At 53.4% G+C, this 18,638-nt stretch carries 18 protein-coding genes; 13 read left to right on the top strand and 5 right to left on the bottom strand.

Going from position 1 to position 18,638, the window contains the following annotated elements; translation table 11 throughout:
- Positions 1-59: 59 nt before the first annotated feature.
- From FED52_RS06355 to FED52_RS06385, 7 genes are all read left to right on the top strand, one after another.
- The gene (locus tag FED52_RS06355; RefSeq protein ID WP_138859325.1) at positions 60-1,286 is read left to right on the top strand and encodes a competence/damage-inducible protein A; all 1,227 of its coding nucleotides are present in this window, start codon (positions 60-62) and stop codon (positions 1,284-1,286) included.
- Between the two features lie 76 nt (positions 1,287-1,362).
- Complete coding sequence (recA, locus tag FED52_RS06360) at positions 1,363-2,412, top strand: recombinase RecA (RefSeq protein WP_021067612.1); 1,050 nt, start codon at positions 1,363-1,365, stop codon at positions 2,410-2,412.
- A gap of 187 nt (positions 2,413-2,599) precedes the next feature.
- Positions 2,600-4,162 (top strand): ribonuclease Y, encoded by a 1,563-nt coding sequence (gene rny, locus FED52_RS06365; RefSeq protein WP_029595337.1) that lies wholly within the window; start codon positions 2,600-2,602, stop codon positions 4,160-4,162.
- Positions 4,163-4,210: 48 nt separating this feature from the next.
- A complete protein-coding gene (locus FED52_RS06370; RefSeq protein WP_138859326.1) occupies positions 4,211-5,005 on the top strand; it encodes a TIGR00282 family metallophosphoesterase in 795 nt (264 codons plus the stop codon).
- Between the two features lie 26 nt (positions 5,006-5,031).
- Positions 5,032-5,292 carry a stage V sporulation protein S gene (locus FED52_RS06375; RefSeq protein ID WP_012726477.1) on the top strand — a complete coding sequence of 87 codons (261 nt, stop codon included), beginning with the start codon at positions 5,032-5,034 and terminating at the stop codon, positions 5,290-5,292.
- 169 nt (positions 5,293-5,461) lie between these two features.
- A complete protein-coding gene (tdh, locus tag FED52_RS06380; RefSeq protein ID WP_138859327.1) occupies positions 5,462-6,538 on the top strand; it encodes an L-threonine 3-dehydrogenase in 1,077 nt (358 codons plus the stop codon).
- Positions 6,539-6,553: 15 nt separating this feature from the next.
- Complete coding sequence (locus tag FED52_RS06385) at positions 6,554-7,735, top strand: glycine C-acetyltransferase (RefSeq protein ID WP_138859328.1); 1,182 nt, start codon at positions 6,554-6,556, stop codon at positions 7,733-7,735.
- A gap of 388 nt (positions 7,736-8,123) precedes the next feature.
- Here the strand turns inward: FED52_RS06385 and FED52_RS06390 are convergent, their stop codons facing one another.
- Positions 8,124-8,672, bottom strand: a complete 549-nt coding sequence (locus FED52_RS06390; RefSeq protein ID WP_138859329.1) for a DUF4256 domain-containing protein — start codon at positions 8,670-8,672, stop codon at positions 8,124-8,126.
- Between the two features lie 103 nt (positions 8,673-8,775).
- Positions 8,776-9,933 carry an MFS transporter gene (locus tag FED52_RS06395; RefSeq protein WP_138859330.1) on the bottom strand — a complete coding sequence of 386 codons (1,158 nt, stop codon included), beginning with the start codon at positions 9,931-9,933 and terminating at the stop codon, positions 8,776-8,778.
- Between the two features lie 145 nt (positions 9,934-10,078).
- On the opposite strand from FED52_RS06395, the gene FED52_RS06400 reads away from it, so the two are divergent.
- The gene (locus tag FED52_RS06400; RefSeq protein WP_138859331.1) at positions 10,079-10,627 is read left to right on the top strand and encodes a GNAT family N-acetyltransferase; all 549 of its coding nucleotides are present in this window, start codon (positions 10,079-10,081) and stop codon (positions 10,625-10,627) included.
- A gap of 19 nt (positions 10,628-10,646) precedes the next feature.
- On the opposite strand, the gene FED52_RS06405 is transcribed toward FED52_RS06400, so the two are convergent.
- A complete protein-coding gene (locus tag FED52_RS06405) occupies positions 10,647-11,657 on the bottom strand; it encodes a tyrosine-type recombinase/integrase (protein WP_138859332.1) in 1,011 nt (336 codons plus the stop codon).
- A gap of 102 nt (positions 11,658-11,759) precedes the next feature.
- On the opposite strand from FED52_RS06405, the gene hflX reads away from it, so the two are divergent.
- From hflX to FED52_RS06430, 5 genes are all read left to right on the top strand, one after another.
- Positions 11,760-13,004 carry a GTPase HflX gene (hflX, locus tag FED52_RS06410; protein ID WP_138859333.1) on the top strand — a complete coding sequence of 415 codons (1,245 nt, stop codon included), beginning with the start codon at positions 11,760-11,762 and terminating at the stop codon, positions 13,002-13,004.
- Between the two features lie 7 nt (positions 13,005-13,011).
- Positions 13,012-14,307 (top strand): methionine gamma-lyase family protein, encoded by a 1,296-nt coding sequence (locus FED52_RS06415; RefSeq protein WP_138860295.1) that lies wholly within the window; start codon positions 13,012-13,014, stop codon positions 14,305-14,307.
- Between the two features lie 93 nt (positions 14,308-14,400).
- On the top strand, positions 14,401-14,799 hold the full coding sequence (locus tag FED52_RS06420) for a MerR family transcriptional regulator (protein ID WP_021067593.1): 399 nt from the start codon (positions 14,401-14,403) through the stop codon (positions 14,797-14,799).
- A 46-nt stretch (positions 14,800-14,845) separates the two neighbouring features.
- Positions 14,846-16,186, top strand: coding sequence for a type I glutamate--ammonia ligase (glnA, locus tag FED52_RS06425; RefSeq protein WP_034777799.1), 1,341 nt, complete (start codon positions 14,846-14,848; stop codon positions 16,184-16,186).
- A gap of 165 nt (positions 16,187-16,351) precedes the next feature.
- Positions 16,352-17,452, top strand: a complete 1,101-nt coding sequence (locus tag FED52_RS06430; RefSeq protein WP_138859334.1) for a DNA alkylation repair protein — start codon at positions 16,352-16,354, stop codon at positions 17,450-17,452.
- Between the two features lie 88 nt (positions 17,453-17,540).
- Here FED52_RS06430 and FED52_RS06435 read toward each other — a convergent pair whose 3' ends face one another.
- Complete coding sequence (locus FED52_RS06435; RefSeq protein ID WP_138859335.1) at positions 17,541-17,981, bottom strand: metal-binding protein; 441 nt, start codon at positions 17,979-17,981, stop codon at positions 17,541-17,543.
- Positions 17,981-18,601 (bottom strand): transcriptional repressor LexA, encoded by a 621-nt coding sequence (gene lexA / locus FED52_RS06440; RefSeq protein ID WP_021067589.1) that lies wholly within the window; start codon positions 18,599-18,601, stop codon positions 17,981-17,983. The genes FED52_RS06435 and lexA overlap by 1 nt, the downstream gene beginning before the upstream one ends.
- Positions 18,602-18,638 lie beyond the last annotated feature (37 nt).

Here is an 18,638-nt window from a genome sequence, read left to right on the forward strand (position 1 = left end):
AGACGAGTTGTTCAGCTTGGCCGAACAGCTCGTTTTTTTATTTGGGGGGAGGAATTCGGATGAAACGGACCGAAATCATTGCGGTAGGCTCTGAACTGCTCTTAGGGGAAATCACCAACACGAACGCCCGTTACTTGTCAGAACAGCTGTCGAAATACGGACTGTCCGTCCTGTATCATGTAGTCGTCGGGGATAACAGGGAGCGCCTGAAAGCGACGCTCGAAGAAGCGAAGTCCCGTAGCGAGCTCGTTATCGTCACTGGCGGACTTGGCCCGACGGCCGATGATATCACGAAGACGACGCTTGCCGACGTGCTCGGCCGCCCACTCGTCCGTGACGAGGCCTCGCTCGAGACAATTCGTCGTTTTGTCGCCTCGCGCGGACGGACGATGAACGAAGGAGATGCTCGTCAGGCCGACATCTTATCCGGGTCCGAAGTACTTGACAACCCGGTCGGTCTTGCGCCCGGCATGTGGATTGAAGGGGAGACGACATGGCTCTTACTGCCTGGCGTACCGTGGGAAATGAAAGCGATTGTCGAGTCGACGTTCCCGAACAAGTTCACGGGTGCGACGATTCATTCCGAGTCGCTTCGGTTTTATGAAATCGGCGAGTCCGCGTTAGATGAGGCGGTGGTCGATTTAACGACCGGTGCCAATCCGACGGTCGCCCCGTATGCCGAGTCAGGCGAGGCACGGCTTCGGATCAGTGCTCGGGCCGAGACGGAATCCGAGGCGCGGCAAATGGTCGACCGGGTCAAACGGGACATTTTAAATCGGGTCGGCCGGTATTACTTTGGTTCCGATGAGGAGACGCTCGCTACCCATTTGATTCGAGAGTTGCAAGCGCGCAAGGCGACGCTGTCGATTGCCGAGTCGCTTACGGGTGGTCAAGCCCAAGCGATGCTCACGGCCGTCCCGGGGGCGTCCTCGGTGTTCAAGGGCGGGGTCGTCACGTACTCTGACGAGCTAAAAAATAGGTTTTTAGGGGTGTCCCTTGATACAATTGAGTCACACTCGGTCGTCTCAAAAGAAGTCGCCTTTGAAATGGTCCTCGGTCTGACGCGTCAGACCGGGACGGATTATGGACTGGCGTTCACCGGCGAGGCCGGCCCGACTTCAAGTTCGGGTCAACCGGTCGGCAAAGTGTTTATCGGTATCCGGTCACCGGCCGGGATTGACGTGATTGAACGCAACTATCCACATCAAGAGCGGCATGTCATTCAAGCCCGGGCTACGAAAGACGGAATGTGGGCGCTCCTGCAACAAATGAAAAAAGGCGAATAAACGTTCGCAAAAAACTTGTGTATCGTCTTCGCTTCGCTTATAATGAAAGTATCAATCAAAGGAGGCTCATTAATCTATGAGTGATCGTAAACAAGCGTTAGAAATGGCATTACGCCAAATTGAGAAACAATTCGGTAAAGGCTCAATCATGCGCCTCGGTGAAAATACAGATCAGCAAGTTTCGGTGACCCCGTCAGGCTCAATCGCCCTCGACATCGCCCTCGGTGCAGGTGGTTATCCACGTGGTCGTGTCATCGAAGTGTACGGACCTGAATCGTCAGGTAAGACGACGGTAGCGCTTCATGCCATCGCTGAAGTTCAAAAGCGCGGCGGACAAGCTGCCTTCGTCGACGCTGAGCACGCGCTCGACCCGAAATACGCACAAAACTTGGGCGTCAACATCGATGAGTTGCTCCTATCACAACCGGATACAGGGGAACAAGCCCTTGAAATCGCGGAAGCCCTCGTCCGCTCTGGTGCGGTCGATATCCTCGTCGTCGACTCGGTTGCGGCACTCGTTCCGAAAGCCGAGATTGAAGGGGAGATGGGTGACTCACACGTCGGTCTTCAAGCCCGCCTCATGAGCCAAGCGCTCCGTAAATTGTCTGGTGCGACGAACAAGTCGAAGACGATCGTCATCTTCATCAACCAAATCCGTGAGAAAATCGGAATCATGTTCGGTAACCCGGAAACGACACCTGGTGGTCGTGCCCTCAAGTTCTACTCGTCGGTCCGTCTCGAAGTCCGTCGTGCTGAAACGCTCAAACAAGGCCAAGACATGGTCGGGAACCGGACGAAAATCAAAGTCGTCAAAAACAAGATCGCGCCTCCGTTCAAGACGGCGGAAGTCGATATCATGTACGGCGAAGGCATCTCGCGTGAAGGCGAGCTCATCGACATCGGGGCCGACCTCGATATCGTTCAAAAGAGCGGCGCGTGGTACTCGTACAACGAAGAGCGTCTCGGTCAAGGCCGTGAGAACGCGAAGCAGTATATGAAAGAGAACCCGTCGGTGGCCGCATCGGTCGAAGAACGAATCCGCGACCACTACGGTCTCAACGGTGAAAAGACGGTCACAGTCGAAGCTGACAACGATGACGTCCTCTCACTTTTAGACGAAGAGTAAGCAACGTTTCTCGCCTGACATGGTTCAGGCGAGATTTTTTTAGTATAATTTTTTTGATGAATTGGTAGTTCTATCCTGTCCGTGCATTGCATTCTAACAGGTAAATAAGTACAATAAAGCTATACGCGGGCTCGCTCGCGTTTTCATTCATGAAAAAATAAAATAACCTTGCGAAAGGGAGGTGAACATGATGGAATGGCTATTAGAGCTTATTCTGATCCTCCTTTTGCCGATAGCTTTTGTTGCAGGTTTTTTTGTGCGTAAATCGATCGCCGAAGCGAAGATTCAAGGTGCCGAGACGGAAGCGACCAAGATTGTAGAGCAAGCGCGCCAACAATCGGAAGCGATGCAAAAAGAAGCACGGCTTGAAGTAAAAGAAGAGATGATTCAACTTCGCAATGAAACCGAACAAGAATTGCGCGAACGACGTGAAGAGCAGAAAGTGAAAGAAAATCGTTTCGTCCAAAAGGAAGAGCTTCTCGACCGGAAAGCAGACATGCTTGAACGGAAAGAAGACGCCTTGGATGAACGTGAGGCTGCACTCGCGAAACGGAAGCGTGAAGCGGAAACGCTCGAGAGCAAAGTGGAGGAATTATATGAGGAGGCACGCCAAGAACTAGTACGCGTGGCAGCCTTGTCGAAAGAAGAAGCACGGACCATCATCATGGACGAAGCGAAGCAGGAAGCGCTTCACGATGCTGCTCTCCTTCAAAAAGAAATCGAGCAAAAAGCAAAATTAGAAGCTGATAAAAAAGCGAAACACCTCTTGTCTCTCACGATGCAACGTTATGCGGCCGAACACGTCGCCGAGACGACCGTATCAGTCGTCAACTTGCCGAGTGATGAGATGAAAGGACGCATCATCGGACGTGAAGGACGTAACATCCGCACGCTCGAGACGCTCACCGGCATCGACCTCATCATCGATGACACGCCGGAAGCGGTCATCCTGTCTGGATTCGACCCGGTCCGTCGTGAAATCGCCAAGATGACGCTCGAGAAACTCGTTCAAGACGGTCGGATTCACCCGGCCCGCATCGAAGAGATGGTCGAGAAGTCGCGTCGAGAAGTCGATGAGCGCATCCGTGAATACGGAGAAGAAGCGACATTCTCAGCCGGCATCCACGGTGTCCACCCGGACCTCGTCAAGACGCTCGGTCGAATGCGTTACCGGACGAGTTACGGTCAAAACGTGCTCGCCCACTCGGTCGAAGTGGCCCATCTCGCTGGGATGATGGCCGCCGAGCTCGGGGAAGACGTCACGCTCGCCAAACGAGCGGGTCTCCTCCACGATATCGGGAAAGCCATCGACCATGAAGTCGAAGGCAGCCACGTCGAAATCGGTGTCGAGCTCGCCACGAAGTACAAAGAGCATCCGGTCGTCATCAACTCGATCGCCTCGCACCACGGGGACGTCGAAGCGACCTCGACGATCGCGGTTCTCGTCGCAGCGGCTGACGCCTTGTCAGCGGCGCGTCCAGGAGCCCGTCAAGAGACGCTCGAAAGCTATATCCGACGCCTTGAGCGCCTCGAAGCGATTTGTGAGTCGTTCGAAGGAGTCGAGAAATCATATGCCATCCAAGCGGGACGTGAAGTCCGGATCATCGTCCGCCCAGACGTCGTCGACGACGTCGTGGCGAACAAGATGGCCCGCGACATCTGTAAACGGATCGAAGATGAGCTTGATTATCCAGGCCAAATCAAAGTGACGGTCATTCGCGAAACGCGTGCCGTCGATTATGCGAAGTAACAAGAGCGGAGACATTCTCCGCTTTTTCTATTGGAGGAGGACAAAACTATGAAAATTTTATTTATCGGCGACGTGGTCGGAAAACCGGGTCGCGACATCCTGAGTGCCCAAATCGGACGCTTGAAGAGCAAGTATAGCCCGACGTTCATGCTCGTCAACGGTGAAAACGCAGCCAACGGACGCGGTATCACAAAAAAAATCTACCAACAGTTCCTTGAGCTTGGGTTCCATGGCGTGACGATGGGGAATCATACTTGGGACAACCGTGACATCTTCGACTGGATCGATGATGCCGACCGTATCATCCGTCCGGCCAACTATCCGGAAGGCACACCTGGTGTCGGCATGATGGTGTTGAAACAAGGTGGGAAGAAGCTCGCCGTCATCAATGCGATGGGGACGGTGTTCCTGCCATCGCTCGACTGTCCGTTCCGCACGGTCGATGCCCTCGTCGAAGAAATCCGTGGTGAGGTCGATGCGATCTTCGTCGATATGCACGCTGAAGCGACGAGTGAGAAGATTGCGATGGGCTATCATCTCGATGGACGCGTTCAAGCCGTCGTCGGCACCCATACGCACGTCCAGACGGCTGACAACCGCGTATTGAACAACGGCACGGCATACATCACCGACGTCGGGATGACCGGCCCGCTCGACGGGGTGCTCGGCATGGATGCCGAGGTCGTCTTGAGAAAATTCATGACACAACTCCCGGTCCGGTTTGAAGTTGCCGAGGGACGGGAACAACTTAATGGAGTTTTAATCACTATCGATGACCAATCGAAACGAGCCACAAAAATCGAACGCATACACCTAGATGATCAGACCGTATGGTTTGATTGAACAACCTACCCGAGGGGGAAACAAGAATGGACGTACTCAAAGTTTCGGCAAAATCGAATCCTAACTCCGTGGCGGGTGCACTCGCTGGCGTACTTCGTGAAAAAGGAACGTGTGAGATTCAAGCAATCGGCGCCGGGGCGCTCAATCAATCCATCAAAGCGGTCGCGATCGCGCGTGGTTTCGTCGCGCCGAGCGGGCTGGATTTGATTTGCATCCCTGCGTTCACCGATATTATGATTGACGGAGAAGAACGAACGGCAATCAAGCTCATCATCGAACCACGATGAGCTTGCGGTCGGGACATAGGTCCTATTCTTGTAAGAGAAGCCATCGGCGCGGATGGCTTCTCTTTTGTGTCTGAAAATATGACGTTCTATCTTCTCAGGTTCGTCATTTTATGACAAGATGAAAGGGAACGTGAAGTTCGATCAAGAGATGAAGAGGGGGACGTTTTCAATGGAACAGCTCGTGTCTATGACAGAGAAGGAAGCAACGACACCTGTGATGAAAGCGATTCAAAAACATACGGCCGGATTCGGGGCGAAGTTGGTCGAAGTGCCAATCCCGACACCAGGAGCCGGGCAAGTGTTGATCAAAGTGAAGGCGACATCGATTTGCGGGACCGATGTCCACATCTATGAGTGGGACGACTGGGCGAAGAGCCGAGTTAAACCGCCATACGTGTTCGGTCACGAGTTCGCGGGGGAAGTCGTGGCGCTCGGGGAAGGTACGAAACGCATCCAAATCGGACAGACCGTGTCGGCCGAGACGCATATCGTCTGTCATCAATGCAAACAATGTTTGCGAGGGCAATATCACATCTGTAAGAACACGAAAATCATCGGTGTCGACACGCAAGGCTGTTTCGCCGAGTACGTCGTCATGCCGGAAGAGAACTTGTGGGTCAACCCCGAGTCGATGCCGTCGAAGCTCGCCTCGATTCAAGAACCGCTCGGTAACGCTGTCCATACGGTGCTCGCCAGTGACGTGTCGGCCAAGTCGGTCGCCATCGTCGGTTGTGGGCCGATCGGACTCATGGCCGTCGGTGTCGCCAAAGCAGCGGGCGCGAGCCGGGTCTATGCGATCGATGTCAACCCGTATCGGTTGAAGCTCGCCGAAGACATGGGGGCGGACGTCGTCATCAATAGCCTTGAGCAAAATCCGCTCGAGCTGATCATGGATCAGACGGAGGGGGACGGCATCGATGTCGTTTGTGAGATGAGCGGGCATCCGGTCGCCATCGACCAGGCGTTCAAGATGGTCACGGCCGGCGGCGATGTCAACGTGTTGTCACTCCCGGCCAAACCGGTCGCGATCGACCTGACACGTGACGTCGTCTTTAAAGGGGTACGCGTCCAAGGCATCACCGGACGCAAGATGTATGAGACGTGGGGCCAAGTGTCGACGCTTCTCGCGACGGGTCAGCTGAACGTGGAACCGATTATCACGCACGTGTTCAAGCTCGAGGAGTTCGAGCAAGGTTTCGAGCTCATGCGGGCCGGGAAATGTGGAAAGGTCGTCTTATTACCATAAACAGGGGGAATCAATATGGCATTTGAACATATTACAGAAGCAGTCAATGAAATGAAACAAGCGGGCACGTTCCGCTCGCTCGTGCCGCTCGAATCAGCACAAGGGAACGAGGTCACGATCGGTGGCAAGTCGCTCGTCCAGCTATCGTCGAACAACTATCTCGGTCTCGCCAACCATCCGCGCTTGAAGCAAGCGGCAATCGAAGCGGTCGAACAGTTTGGTGCCGGCACTGGGTCGGTGCGGACGATCGCCGGGACGTTCGAGATGCATGAGGCGTTCGAACGCGAGCTCGCCGAGTTCAAGCATACGGAAGCGGCGCTCGTGTTCCAGTCGGGCTTCGCGACGAACCTCGGCGTCTTGTCGGCGCTACTCGGCCCAGAAGACGTCGTCATCAGCGACGCGCTCAACCACGCTTCGATCATCGACGGCATCCGGTTGACGAAAGCGGCCCGCCGCATCTATAAACACGTCGATCTCGAGGACTTAGAAGCGGCCTTGAAAGAGACTCAAGATTACCGGACACGTCTCATCGTTACGGACGGCGTCTTCTCGATGGACGGCAATATCGCGCCTCTCCCGGAAATCGTCGAGCTCGCCGAGAAGTATGACGCGGCGGTCATGGTCGACGACGCCCACGCTTCGGGCGTGCTCGGGAAGAATGGTCGCGGTACGGTCAACCACTTCGGTCTCGACGGACGGGTCGCGCTCCAAGTCGGGACGCTATCGAAAGCGATCGGCGTCCTCGGCGGATACGTCGCCTGCTCGAACGACGTGCGTGACTTCTTGATTCAAAAAGGACGCCCGTTCTTGTTCTCGACGTCACACCCGCCAGCGGTCGTTGCGGCGAACCGTGAAGCGATTCGTGTCATGAAGGAAGAAGAGAAACTGTTCGATAAGTTATGGGCGAACACCGAGTTCTTTAAGACAGGACTTCGTGATCTCGGCTTCGATATCGGGCATGCGACGACACCGATCACGCCGGTCATGCTCGGTGAAGAGACGGTCGCACACACGTTCTCGGACAAGCTGAAAGACCACGGCGTGTTCGCACAGAGCATCGCCTTCCCGACGGTCGAGAAAGGTAAGGCCCGGATTCGGACGATCGTGACGGCGGAACATACCCGTGACGACCTCGAACGTGCGCTCGCTGCCTTCAAGGCGGTCGCCGAAGAATTGAATGTCACGCTTCACGCGTAAGATTGAACTGCAGACGATTCGTCTGCAGTTTTTTTGTTGGGGTGATGTAGACGTGAGATAAACCATCATGCCCATCCGTTCATTCATTTGCAGTTTTTGGTAGACATATAGGAGGGCAGGCTCTAAAATTTGAACAGTTAAGACATGATGAATGGTTATCGTTTATTTCAAACACCGTATTTTGATCAAAAAATCTTAAGAAAGATATTCGGAGTAGGCTAACCTTCTTTTGATTGTCTGAACATATTTTTTTCTTGGCTGGGGTCCGTGTGCATCTGGGGAACAAATATTGTTTCAAGATTTAGAGGAGCCAACGCTGATGGGTGATATAGTTCCCAGTCATTTTCTTTTGGCTATCCACATCAAAAAGCAAGGCCCGTGGCCCTGCTCAAAGAATCAACATCCCGCGGAATCCACGGGCCGCATAATACGAATCGGCACCATTATGATAGAGGAAGATATGGTCGTAGCGGCGGTCGCAGAATAAGGCGCCGCCTTTTTGACGAATCGTTTCTGGAGTGACAATCCAGCTCGATGTTTTCAAATCGAACGAACCGAGCGTCTGTAGATGACGATACGTTGCTTCGTCGAGTAGCTCGATTCCCATCTCCTCAGCCAATGCGACAGCGCTCCCATCCGGTTTGTTCTTCTTCCGTGCCGCCAACGCCGAAGCGTCATAGCATAGGCTGCGTCGACCACTCGGACTTTCTGGAGAGCAGTCGCAAAAAGCTAAGGCGCCATTCGGAAGTCGAATCACATCAGGTTCGCCGCCGGTTCGTTCCATCTCGGCAAGCACGACGAGTTTCTGGTCGTCCTCTTGAAGGCGAGTCAAGACGTCGGGCCAAGTGAGATCAGGATGTCGTTCGGGATGGGCGTTAAATCGTACATGTAGAGTTTGCAATATCTCGTCCTTTTCCTGGTTTGATAACGTGTTCATATTTAGATTCCTCCTAACTAGTATTTTCTTTTAGTATACGTGATGCGGAATGAATCTGTTGTAACCAAAGGAATTGTAAATCATATAAGGGGGCGCCTTTTTGTTATGAAGATTGGACCACATCTCCCATCTGGTCGATTTGTCGACCGACCCAGACGAGCGGAACGGTCAACGCTGCGCCAATCAAATAGACGATGGCAATCGGCAATCCGTCCGCGAGTAGTCCGAACGTCAGGCTGCCGATGCTGAAGGCGAGGGTGTAGGCCGTCTGTTGGACGCTATACACGTACGGAAGTTGCGAGGCAGGTGTCATTTCTTGGAGCACCGTGTTCGTCTGGATGATGCGGAGCTGGGTGGCGTATCCTTGAACCGCGAGCGCGATGAGCGCGAACGCGATATGAGATGTCATGCCGAACAATAGGGCCGCTAAGACAGACAAGATGGAGCTGACGGCGAGCGAGCTGTTGCGCTTTGCGCGATACAGGTAAGCGCTGGCCAGAATCATGCTAATCAAGAAGCTCGCGTTCATCGTTCCCCACCAGCCCGTATCGATGTGGAGGTGGCGTTCCAAATAGACGAGCAAGAGCGCCGAGATCCAGAGTGTGCTGACGAACGACTCGAACGTGACGAACACCGTGATTAACCTGGCGAAAGGAGCAGTGCGCACGAAGGCGAGGCTGTCCTTAAGCGATATGTCTGATTCGCCATCTTCTACCGTCACGTCGCGGTCGAGTGAACGGACGAAGCGAAGCGTGACGAGCGTCGAGAGCATGAACAACATCAACGCGATCATCAGAGCGAGCTCGCTTGAGAAGGAAGCGACGACCATCGTGCCGAGAGGCCACATCGCCAGCTGAATGAACTGGTTCGACCCTTGGACGAGACTGTTCGCTTGTTGGCGATTCGTCGTCAGCCTGGGGATGAACGACGCCTGGACCGGACGGGCGAACCCATCCAAGAAGGCGATGAGCACGACGAGGCCGAGGACGAGAATCGACTCCGACCAAATGACGGCCCCGAGCAAGACTGTCTTCAACAGTTGTGTGACGAGCAACATCTGACCGAAGGTGAACCGAGATAAGATGCGGGCAAAGAACAGACCGCTCACGGTCATGCCGAGCGTGACGGCAATCGGGAAACTGGCCGCAGCCAGGGCGGAACCGGTCTGTTGATATAACAAAGCGATTAAGGCGACGATATAAAGCACGTCACCAATATTGGCCAGCCATTGACTGACCAGCATCAGGTAAAACGACTTCATCATGACTCTCCTCCGGAACTATTCAATTTTGGGTGGATGACATGAGGTCGAATTACATACTTTCACCGCTTTCAAATTATTTACAAATAGTTTACGATGAAATGATGAAGAACACAATAATTGGTAACTTAACGGGGGAAATGACATGTTACGCTATGACATCAATGATCAGCTTCAACTACGAATGTTCACCATTGACGACGCGGAGGCGTTGTTCCAATTGACGATGGCATCGAAGCCATACCTTCGCGAGTGGCTCGGGTGGCTCGATTACACCGAGACGGTCGAAGATTCGCGGCAAAACATCGAAGGACGAATCAAAGGATTGATGGAGACGGGCGGCTATCCGAAATCGTTCGCGATTGTGTATCAGGACGAGCTCGCCGGGACGATCGGCTTCAATGACATCGACCGGGGCATCAAATGCGGGACGGTCGGCTATTGGCTCGGCCAAGACTTTCAAGGCAAGGGCATCATGAGTCAAGCGCTCGAGACGGTCATCGATTATGGGTTCCGTGATTTGAAACTCGATAAAATCGAGATTCGGGTCGCAACTGGGAACGTGAAGAGCCGGGCGCTGCCCGAGCGATTCGGTTTCCTCGAAGAAGGGGTGCTTCGCAATGCGGAGTGGCTCTATGACCGCTACGTCGACCACGTCGTGTACGGGCTGTTGCGAGATGAATGGGCCCATTAACATACAAAACCCCGTCCTGTTACAAGGCGGGGTTTTCGTTTGGGATTTGTTCGCCGTAGAGTTCGCTACCGAACTCCGCGTACGCCTGTTCGTAGCGCCGGAGTGATGACTCTTTATGCATACATGTCACATTCATCCGCTCGAGTGACGTCATGTCGGTCGCGTACGTCTTCAAGACGTGGGCGTTCCGGAGCATCGATGGTGTGACCGAGCGGGTGAGACCGCTCCGTTCGTTCAATTGGCGCATCATCTTCGTGATCATGACGATCGTCAACTGTTTCGGCTGGTTCTTCGCATACACCCAGCGGAATGTCATTCGGGCGAAATCGAAAGAGACGAATACAGGATCATCCGAGTACCAGCGCGGACGGACCGGCGTCGGGATGTCGGCCAAATAGTTCATGAGAAGTGCCTGGTCCTCTGGACTAAGTTTCAACGTGAACCGGTTGCCGAGCCGGTCATAGACGTCGAACTCATGGCTCGCGAGGTGCAGGTCGTTCATCCGGAGACGAATGATATGGTGGACCCGGAGACCGTATTTATAGAACAGCGTGACGATCAACTCGTTTCGGTTGACGAGGTATGGGTGCGCCTGGAGCTGATTCTCGCTCAGACCGCTTGTTGAGCGGATCGTCTGGACGAGCTTGTTGAACTCGGCAGGCAAGGCGATCTGGTCGACGGTGAGCGTGTGGGCCGGTTGCGCATACGTCAGCATCTTCTTACGAAGCGGGTTCAAGAAGACGGTCAGGCTATTGATGACGGTGACAATCCGGGCGACCGTCGCCTGTTGATATTGCTTCTCCTCGATGAGGAAGTCGTTGACGAACGTCTTCCACGATTCGAGCGGGACGGCGAGCCACGCCTCCGGGGCATCGAGCTCGACGTTATGGTCATGAAAGTATTTGTGCACATCGATCAAATCGTACCGATAGCGTTTCAGCGTCGACGGTTGACGGCCGCTCGCGCCGAGATGGAACAAGTACGCCTCGATATATTCAGGCAATGGATACTCTTTTCTACGTTTCGTCATGGACGTTCCTCCTTCTCCTCATATCGTACCACAAACGGACGTTCTCCATTCGTCGTTTCGTGGTAAGATGGAGGATGAGACTTATAGGAATGAGGGATTTTTATGCAACGAGAGAAAGTCATTATCGTCGGGTGTCAATTACCGACCGTCGACGATTGGACATATGAACAATCGATGGGGGAACTCGTCGAATTGGTCGATACGGCACGAGGTGAGGTCGTCGCCCGTCTCGATCAGAAACGGCAACAAGTCGACCGCCGCACATTCATCGGAAAAGGGAAAGTCGAGGAGCTCGCGGTGCTCATCGAACAGTTCGAGCCGGACATCGTCATCTTCAACGCCGAGCTGTCGCCGGCCCAATCAAAGAATATCCGCATCTCGCTGAACGACCCGGACGAGATGAAACTGATTGACCGGACGCAATTGATTTTAGACATCTTTGCCGGACGGGCCCAATCGAAAGAAGGGAAGCTCCAAGTCGAGCTCGCTCAGATGAACTACCTGCTTCCACGTTTGATCGGACAAGGCACGCAGTTGTCACGTCTCGGTGGCGGAATCGGGACTCGGGGACCGGGTGAGACGAAACTCGAGTCCGACCGTCGTCACATCAAGCGCCGCATCGATGAAATCAAGAAAAATCTCGAAGGCACGGTCGCGCACCGTGACCGTTACCGGGAGCGTCGGAAAGAAAACCGTGTGTTCCAAGTCGCGCTCGTCGGTTACACGAACGCCGGGAAGTCGACAATCTTTAACCGCTTGACGGATGCGGATACGTACGAACAGGACGAACTGTTCGCAACGCTCGACCCGCTCACGCGCGAGCTCGAGTTGCCGCGGGGCGGTAAAGTGCTGATCACGGACACGGTCGGATTTATCCGGGACTTGCCGACGAAACTCGTCGCCGCGTTCCGCTCGACGCTCGAGGAAGTGCTCGGGGCCGACCTCGTCTTGCACGTCATCGACGCATCGAATCCGCATTACATGAACCAAATCGACACGACGAATTCGGTCTTGTCGGAACTCGGGGCGAGTGAGGTACCGCAGCTCGAGGTATACAATAAGAAAGACCGGTTGACCGAAGACTTCGTCGGCGGACCGCTCGTCATCTCGGCGCTCGATTCGACCGATATCGAGACGCTCATCGGCGCGATTGAAGATAAGATTGCGGATGTGTTGACGAAAGTACACGTCGTCTTGCCGGTCCGCTCGTTCGAGCATTACCATCCGGCCAAAGATTCGATGTATCGTCTCGAGGAGAAGTTCCTCGATGACGGTTCGGTCGAACTCGTCGGATATATGAGAGAAGACACGCGTCTATATGCGACGCTGAAACCATTTGAGGTGTGAAACAATGATGTGGCAAGAAAAGATTGCGTACTATGATGAATTGGCCCCGTTCGTGACCGAGGCGGAAGAACGGGTAAAACCATATTTTGAAACGATCGAGGCGACGGCGGAGTTCAACCAATACCGTGTCCTCGAGTCGTTCAAGAAACACAAAGTGTCGGATTTCCATTTCAATCCGACGACCGGGTACGGCTATGACGATATCGGGCGCGACACGCTCGAGTCGATTTACGCCGACGTGTTCGGGGCGGACCTCGCCCTATGCCGTCCGCAAATCATCTCCGGGACACACGCCATCGGGATTGCCTTGTTCGGTGTGTTGTTGCCAGGAGATGAGCTGCTCTATATCACCGGCAAGCCGTACGATACGCTCGAAGAGATCGTCGGGATTCGGGGAGACGGCCGTGGGTCGCTCAAAGAGCTCGGTGTCGGCTACGACACGGTCGAGTTGAAAGAGGACCGAATCGACGTCGAGACCGTCATCGGACGGATTCGTCCTGAGACAAAGCTCGTCGGCATCCAGCGCTCGAAAGGTTACGCCAATCGTCGCAGCATCCCGGTCCAAGAAATCGGTGAGGCGATCAGGAAGATCAAAGCGGCACATCCGCACGTCTTCATCTTCGTCGACAACTGCTACGGCGAGTTCGTCGAGACGATCGAACCGACCCACGTCGGGGCCGATCTCATGGCCGGCTCGCTCATCAAGAACCCGGGTGGCGGCTTGGCGAAGACGGGCGGCTATATCGCCGGGACGAAAGAACTCGTCGAACGCTGTTCGTTCCGCATGACGACGCCAGGCATCGGGAGCGAGGCCGGTCCGTCACTCTACTCGCTCCAAGAGATGTACCAAGGGTTTTACATGGCGCCACATACGGTCGCCCAAGCGTTGAAAGGGGCACACTTGACGGCGAGCCTACTCGGATTGCTCGGTTTCGAGACCGACCCGCATTATACGACGCCCCGGACCGATTTGATTCAATCGGTGACGTTCCGCGACCGTGACAAGATGATCGCCTTCTGTCAGAGCATCCAAATGGCGTCACCGGTCAATGCCCACGCGTTGCCGGTACCAGCCTATATGCCGGGCTATGAGGATGACGTCATCATGGCGGCCGGGACGTTCATTCAAGGATCATCGATTGAACTGTCGGCCGATGGACCACTCCGGGCTCCATACACGGCCTACGTCCAAGGCGGATTGACTTACGCCCACGTCAAGGTCGCGCTCATGCTCGCCTTGAGCCAATTGCGGACGAAAGAGCTCGTCACATTTGACCGTGACAATATCTCACAGAAGTTGTAACCGAAATGTCATGTTAACTTTCTTAACATCTATTGACAGGTAAGTTGTCATGTATTATTCTCACAGTGTGAGACAGAAAAGGAGGGATAAGAGATGGCCGATCAATTTCGTCGCTCCAACCCGTTGTTTCCGATTGGAATCGTTCAAGATTTGACACAGCTGACAGGTAGACAGATTCGGTACTATGAAGAACAGGGTCTAATTTCGCCTAGTCGGACGGAATCGAAACGACGGCTCTATTCCTTTAATGATGTCGAACGTCTACTCACGATCAAGGATTTTATCGACCAAGGCTTCAACTTGGCGGCGATTCGTCATATGCTCGACAACACGGACGCCAAAGATGCGGAGTCACCAAAGGCACCGGTCGATGAAGCACCGAAAATCTCTGAACAAGAGTTACACAAATTATTGAAAACACAGCTTCAAGAAGCTGGCCGTTTCAATAAGACGTCGCTCATTCAAGGTGAGCTGTCACGTTTTTATCGATGACGCCAGTACACTAACCATTACACAATGTGAGAGGGGACATTTCACCATGGCCAGAAAAACGTTCACGAAAGAAGACATCAAACGCATCGCACAAGAAGAGGACGTACGCTTTATTCGTCTTCAATTCACGGATATCCTCGGTACGATCAAAAACGTCGAGGTTCCGATCAGCCAATTGGACAAAGCACTTGATAACAAGATGATGTTCGATGGCTCTTCAATCGAAGGGTTCGTACGCATCGAGGAATCAGACATGAACCTCTATCCAGACCTTGACACATGGGTTGTCTTCCCGTGGACAGACGGCAGCGGTAAAGTCGCTCGCTTGATTTGTGATATTTATACCCCGGACGGCAAACCGTTCAGCGGTGACCCGCGCGGCAATTTGAAGCGTAACCTCGAGCGCATGCAGAAGCTCGGCTTCACAGCGTTCAACGTCGGACCAGAGCCTGAGTTCTTCCTCTTCAAGAAAGACTTGAACGGCCAACCGACACTCGAACTCAACGACCAAGGCGGTTACTTCGACTTGGCACCGGTCGACCTCGGCGAGAACTGCCGTAAAGAGATCGTCATCGAGCTCGAAAACATGGGCTTCGAAATCGAAGCATCACACCACGAAGTCGCACCAGGTCAGCACGAGATCGACTTCAAATACGCAGATGCGGTCACGACGGCCGATAACATCCAAACGTTCAAACTCGTCGTCAAGACGATCGCAGCAAAATACGGTCTTCACGCGACGTTTATGCCGAAGCCACTCTTCGGTGTCAACGGTTCAGGGATGCACGCCAATATGTCGCTCTTCAAAGGTGACACGAACGTCTTCTACGATCCAAACGGCGAAATGGAACTCTCTGACACGGCTCGCGCCTTCACAGCAGGGATTCTCGAGCACGCTCGTGCGTTCACGGCTGTCTGTAACCCGACTGTCAACTCGTACAAGCGCCTCGTTCCTGGTTACGAAGCACCTTGCTACGTAGCATGGAGCGCGCGCAACCGTTCACCACTCGTTCGTGTACCAGCGGCCCGTGGCCTCTCGACACGGATCGAAGTACGTTCGGTCGACCCGGCGGCGAACCCGTACCTCGCTTTGGCCACGCTATTGGCTGCAGGTCTTGATGGAATCGAGAAAGAAATGGCGGCTCCGAAGCCGATCGATAGCAACATCTACGTCATGGACAAGCCAGAACGTGTTGCTAACGGGATTGACGACCTTCCGGCTACGCTCTTCGACGCGCTCGAAGTACTCCGTACCGACAAAGTCGTCATGGAATCACTCGGTGAACATATCGGTGAGCACTTCCTCGAGTTGAAAGAAATCGAGTGGGATATGTTCCGTACGCAAGTGACAGAGTGGGAGCGCGATCAGTACATGACGCTCTACTAAGTCGACTAATGAGGGATATTCCCTTTAAAATCAGAGTCCTGAACGAGTCTTCGTATGAAGTGCTCATTCAGGACTCTTTTTCTATAATTCGCTTCAACTAATCAATATAATGAGGGAGAATGTATATCACTATAAATGTAATGGAATGGGATAGGGGGACGAGAAGTGGCAACACCATTAAAAGACGTGTATGATGAGACCTTTTTGTTGGAATTTGGACGACGTATTCAAACCGTGTATCCGTCATTTGACGTACAGGCTTTTATCGCATCAATCATAGATGAATCGTGGGAAGCGTTGGCACTCAAAGGGCGTACTCGACGTATTTCGATAAAACTAGGTCAGTATTTGCCACAGAATTACGAATCAGCTTTGGACGTATTGGTTGAAATTGCAGATGACTGCGTCGGCTTTCCTTATTTGTTTTTCCCGGACTTTGTAGCAGTGTACGGGCAGGCAGAAGAGCATTGGGAACGCTCGATGTCAGCGCTCGAACGCTTCACGCAGACGTCGTCTTCTGAATTCGCCATCAGACCTTTTTTGTTGCGGGATCCAACACGTGTGATGCATCAAATGACAGCTTGGGCCATTCATCCGAACGAACATGTACGGCGTTTGGCGAGTGAAGGCTGTCGTCCTCGCCTTCCGTGGGCAGAATCGCTACCGATGTTCAAAGAAGACCCGGCTCCAGTGTTGGAGATTTTAGAGTTGTTAAAAGAAGACCCATCATTATATGTGAGAAAAAGTGTGGCCAACAATCTCAACGATATCTCGAAAGATCACCCAGAAGCCGTACTCGCAGTCTCGCGACGATGGCAGGGCGAGCATCCTCATACCGATTGGATCATTAGACACGGATGCCGGACACTGATCAAGTCAGCCCATCCTGACGCGTTAACGATATTCGGTTATACGCAGGAAACAAATTTAACCGTCGACTCATCGATTTCTATACATCCGAACGTGATCCGCATAGGGGAGGCGTGCGAGATTCAATACGATGTGTCCATTCGTCCAGGGGATACTGCTTATGTTCGTATCGAATACGCGATTGAGTTTATAAAGGCCAACGGGAAAGCGAGTCGTAAAGCATTCCTGCTAGCGAATAGAACCGTCGCTGGGGGCGCGCGACTTGCAGCGACCAGAGTGCATGACTGGTCAGATTTGACGACCCGTCGGCATTATCCAGGGGAGCATCGTGTCGTCTTGTTGGTAAATGGACGAGAAGTGGCTGAAAATCATGTCATGTTGCATAAAAGTTGTTGAACTTCTATATAATAAACGGTTCAAAAAAAGGGCAACCCTGTCTATTTAGACGGGTTGCCCTTTTTGGGTGTGTAGCATAACGATCTGATTAAAACGCACGTTTGAAGAACGTGGACGCATAGTCGAGCGTCGTATGTAGCGTCGTCGCGAAAACGAGTCCGAAGAAGCATGCTGCCCCGTTCAGGTCGAGCCACGATCTGATAGCTTCCTCATACGGCGTGACCGTGAGCAGAAGCGTGAGCGGGAAACCGAGATAGATGACCCGGATCAGATCGCTCAAGAGCGGAAAATGCGAGAATAACGACCGATGGGGCATAATCTTCACATAAGGGAGCCAAAAGCCCCGAAGCGGTCCCCATCGATAATAGGCGTCCGACTTCAAATCGAGATCCGGGGAGAGCCAGAACGTCCCGATGAGGGCGCCAAGCAGGAACACGGTCGGAACATCGATGTCAATAAAAGGCGTGGCAATCGCAAGAGCACCGATTGCCACGAGATTCGTACGGGTATGTGTCTTGCCACTAGCCATTAGTGAATCGTGCGGTATACACCGATGACCTTCCCTAAAATCGACACGTTATCGAAATACATCGCTTCGAGTTCGTCGTTCTCCGGTTGAAGACGCACTTTCGAAGCTTCTTTATAAATCCGCTTCACGGTCGCTTCACCTTCATCCGTCATGGCGACGACAATCTCTCCATTGTCGGCCGTGTTCTGTTGACGGACGAGGACGCGGTCCCCATCCAAGATCCCCGCGTTAATCATCGAGTCTCCTGAGACAGAGAGCATGTAGACGTTGTCGGAACCGACGACGTGAGCCGGGAGCGGGAAGTGTTCTTCCACGTTCTCGATGGCCGTGATCGGCGTACCGGCTGTGACTTTCCCGATGACCGGCACGTACATGACGGCATCGTGGTCTTCGACGACGGACATCTCTTCATCCAAAATCTCGATGGCGCGTGGCTTCGTCTTATCACGTCGAATCAATCCACGCTTCTCAAGACGGTCCAAGTGACCGTGTACAGTCGAGCTCGATGCGAGCCCGACAGCCTCGCCAATTTCGCGGACCGAAGGGGGATACCCTTTCGCCCGAACCTCAGCTTTTATAAAATCAAGAATCTGTTGTTGTCTTGCTGACATTTTTTTCAATGGATTTCACCTCGATTATGTCGAATAACCTGCGAAC

Source organism: Exiguobacterium mexicanum (assembly GCF_005960665.1).
Classification (GTDB): domain Bacteria; phylum Bacillota; class Bacilli; order Exiguobacteriales; family Exiguobacteriaceae; genus Exiguobacterium; species Exiguobacterium mexicanum_A.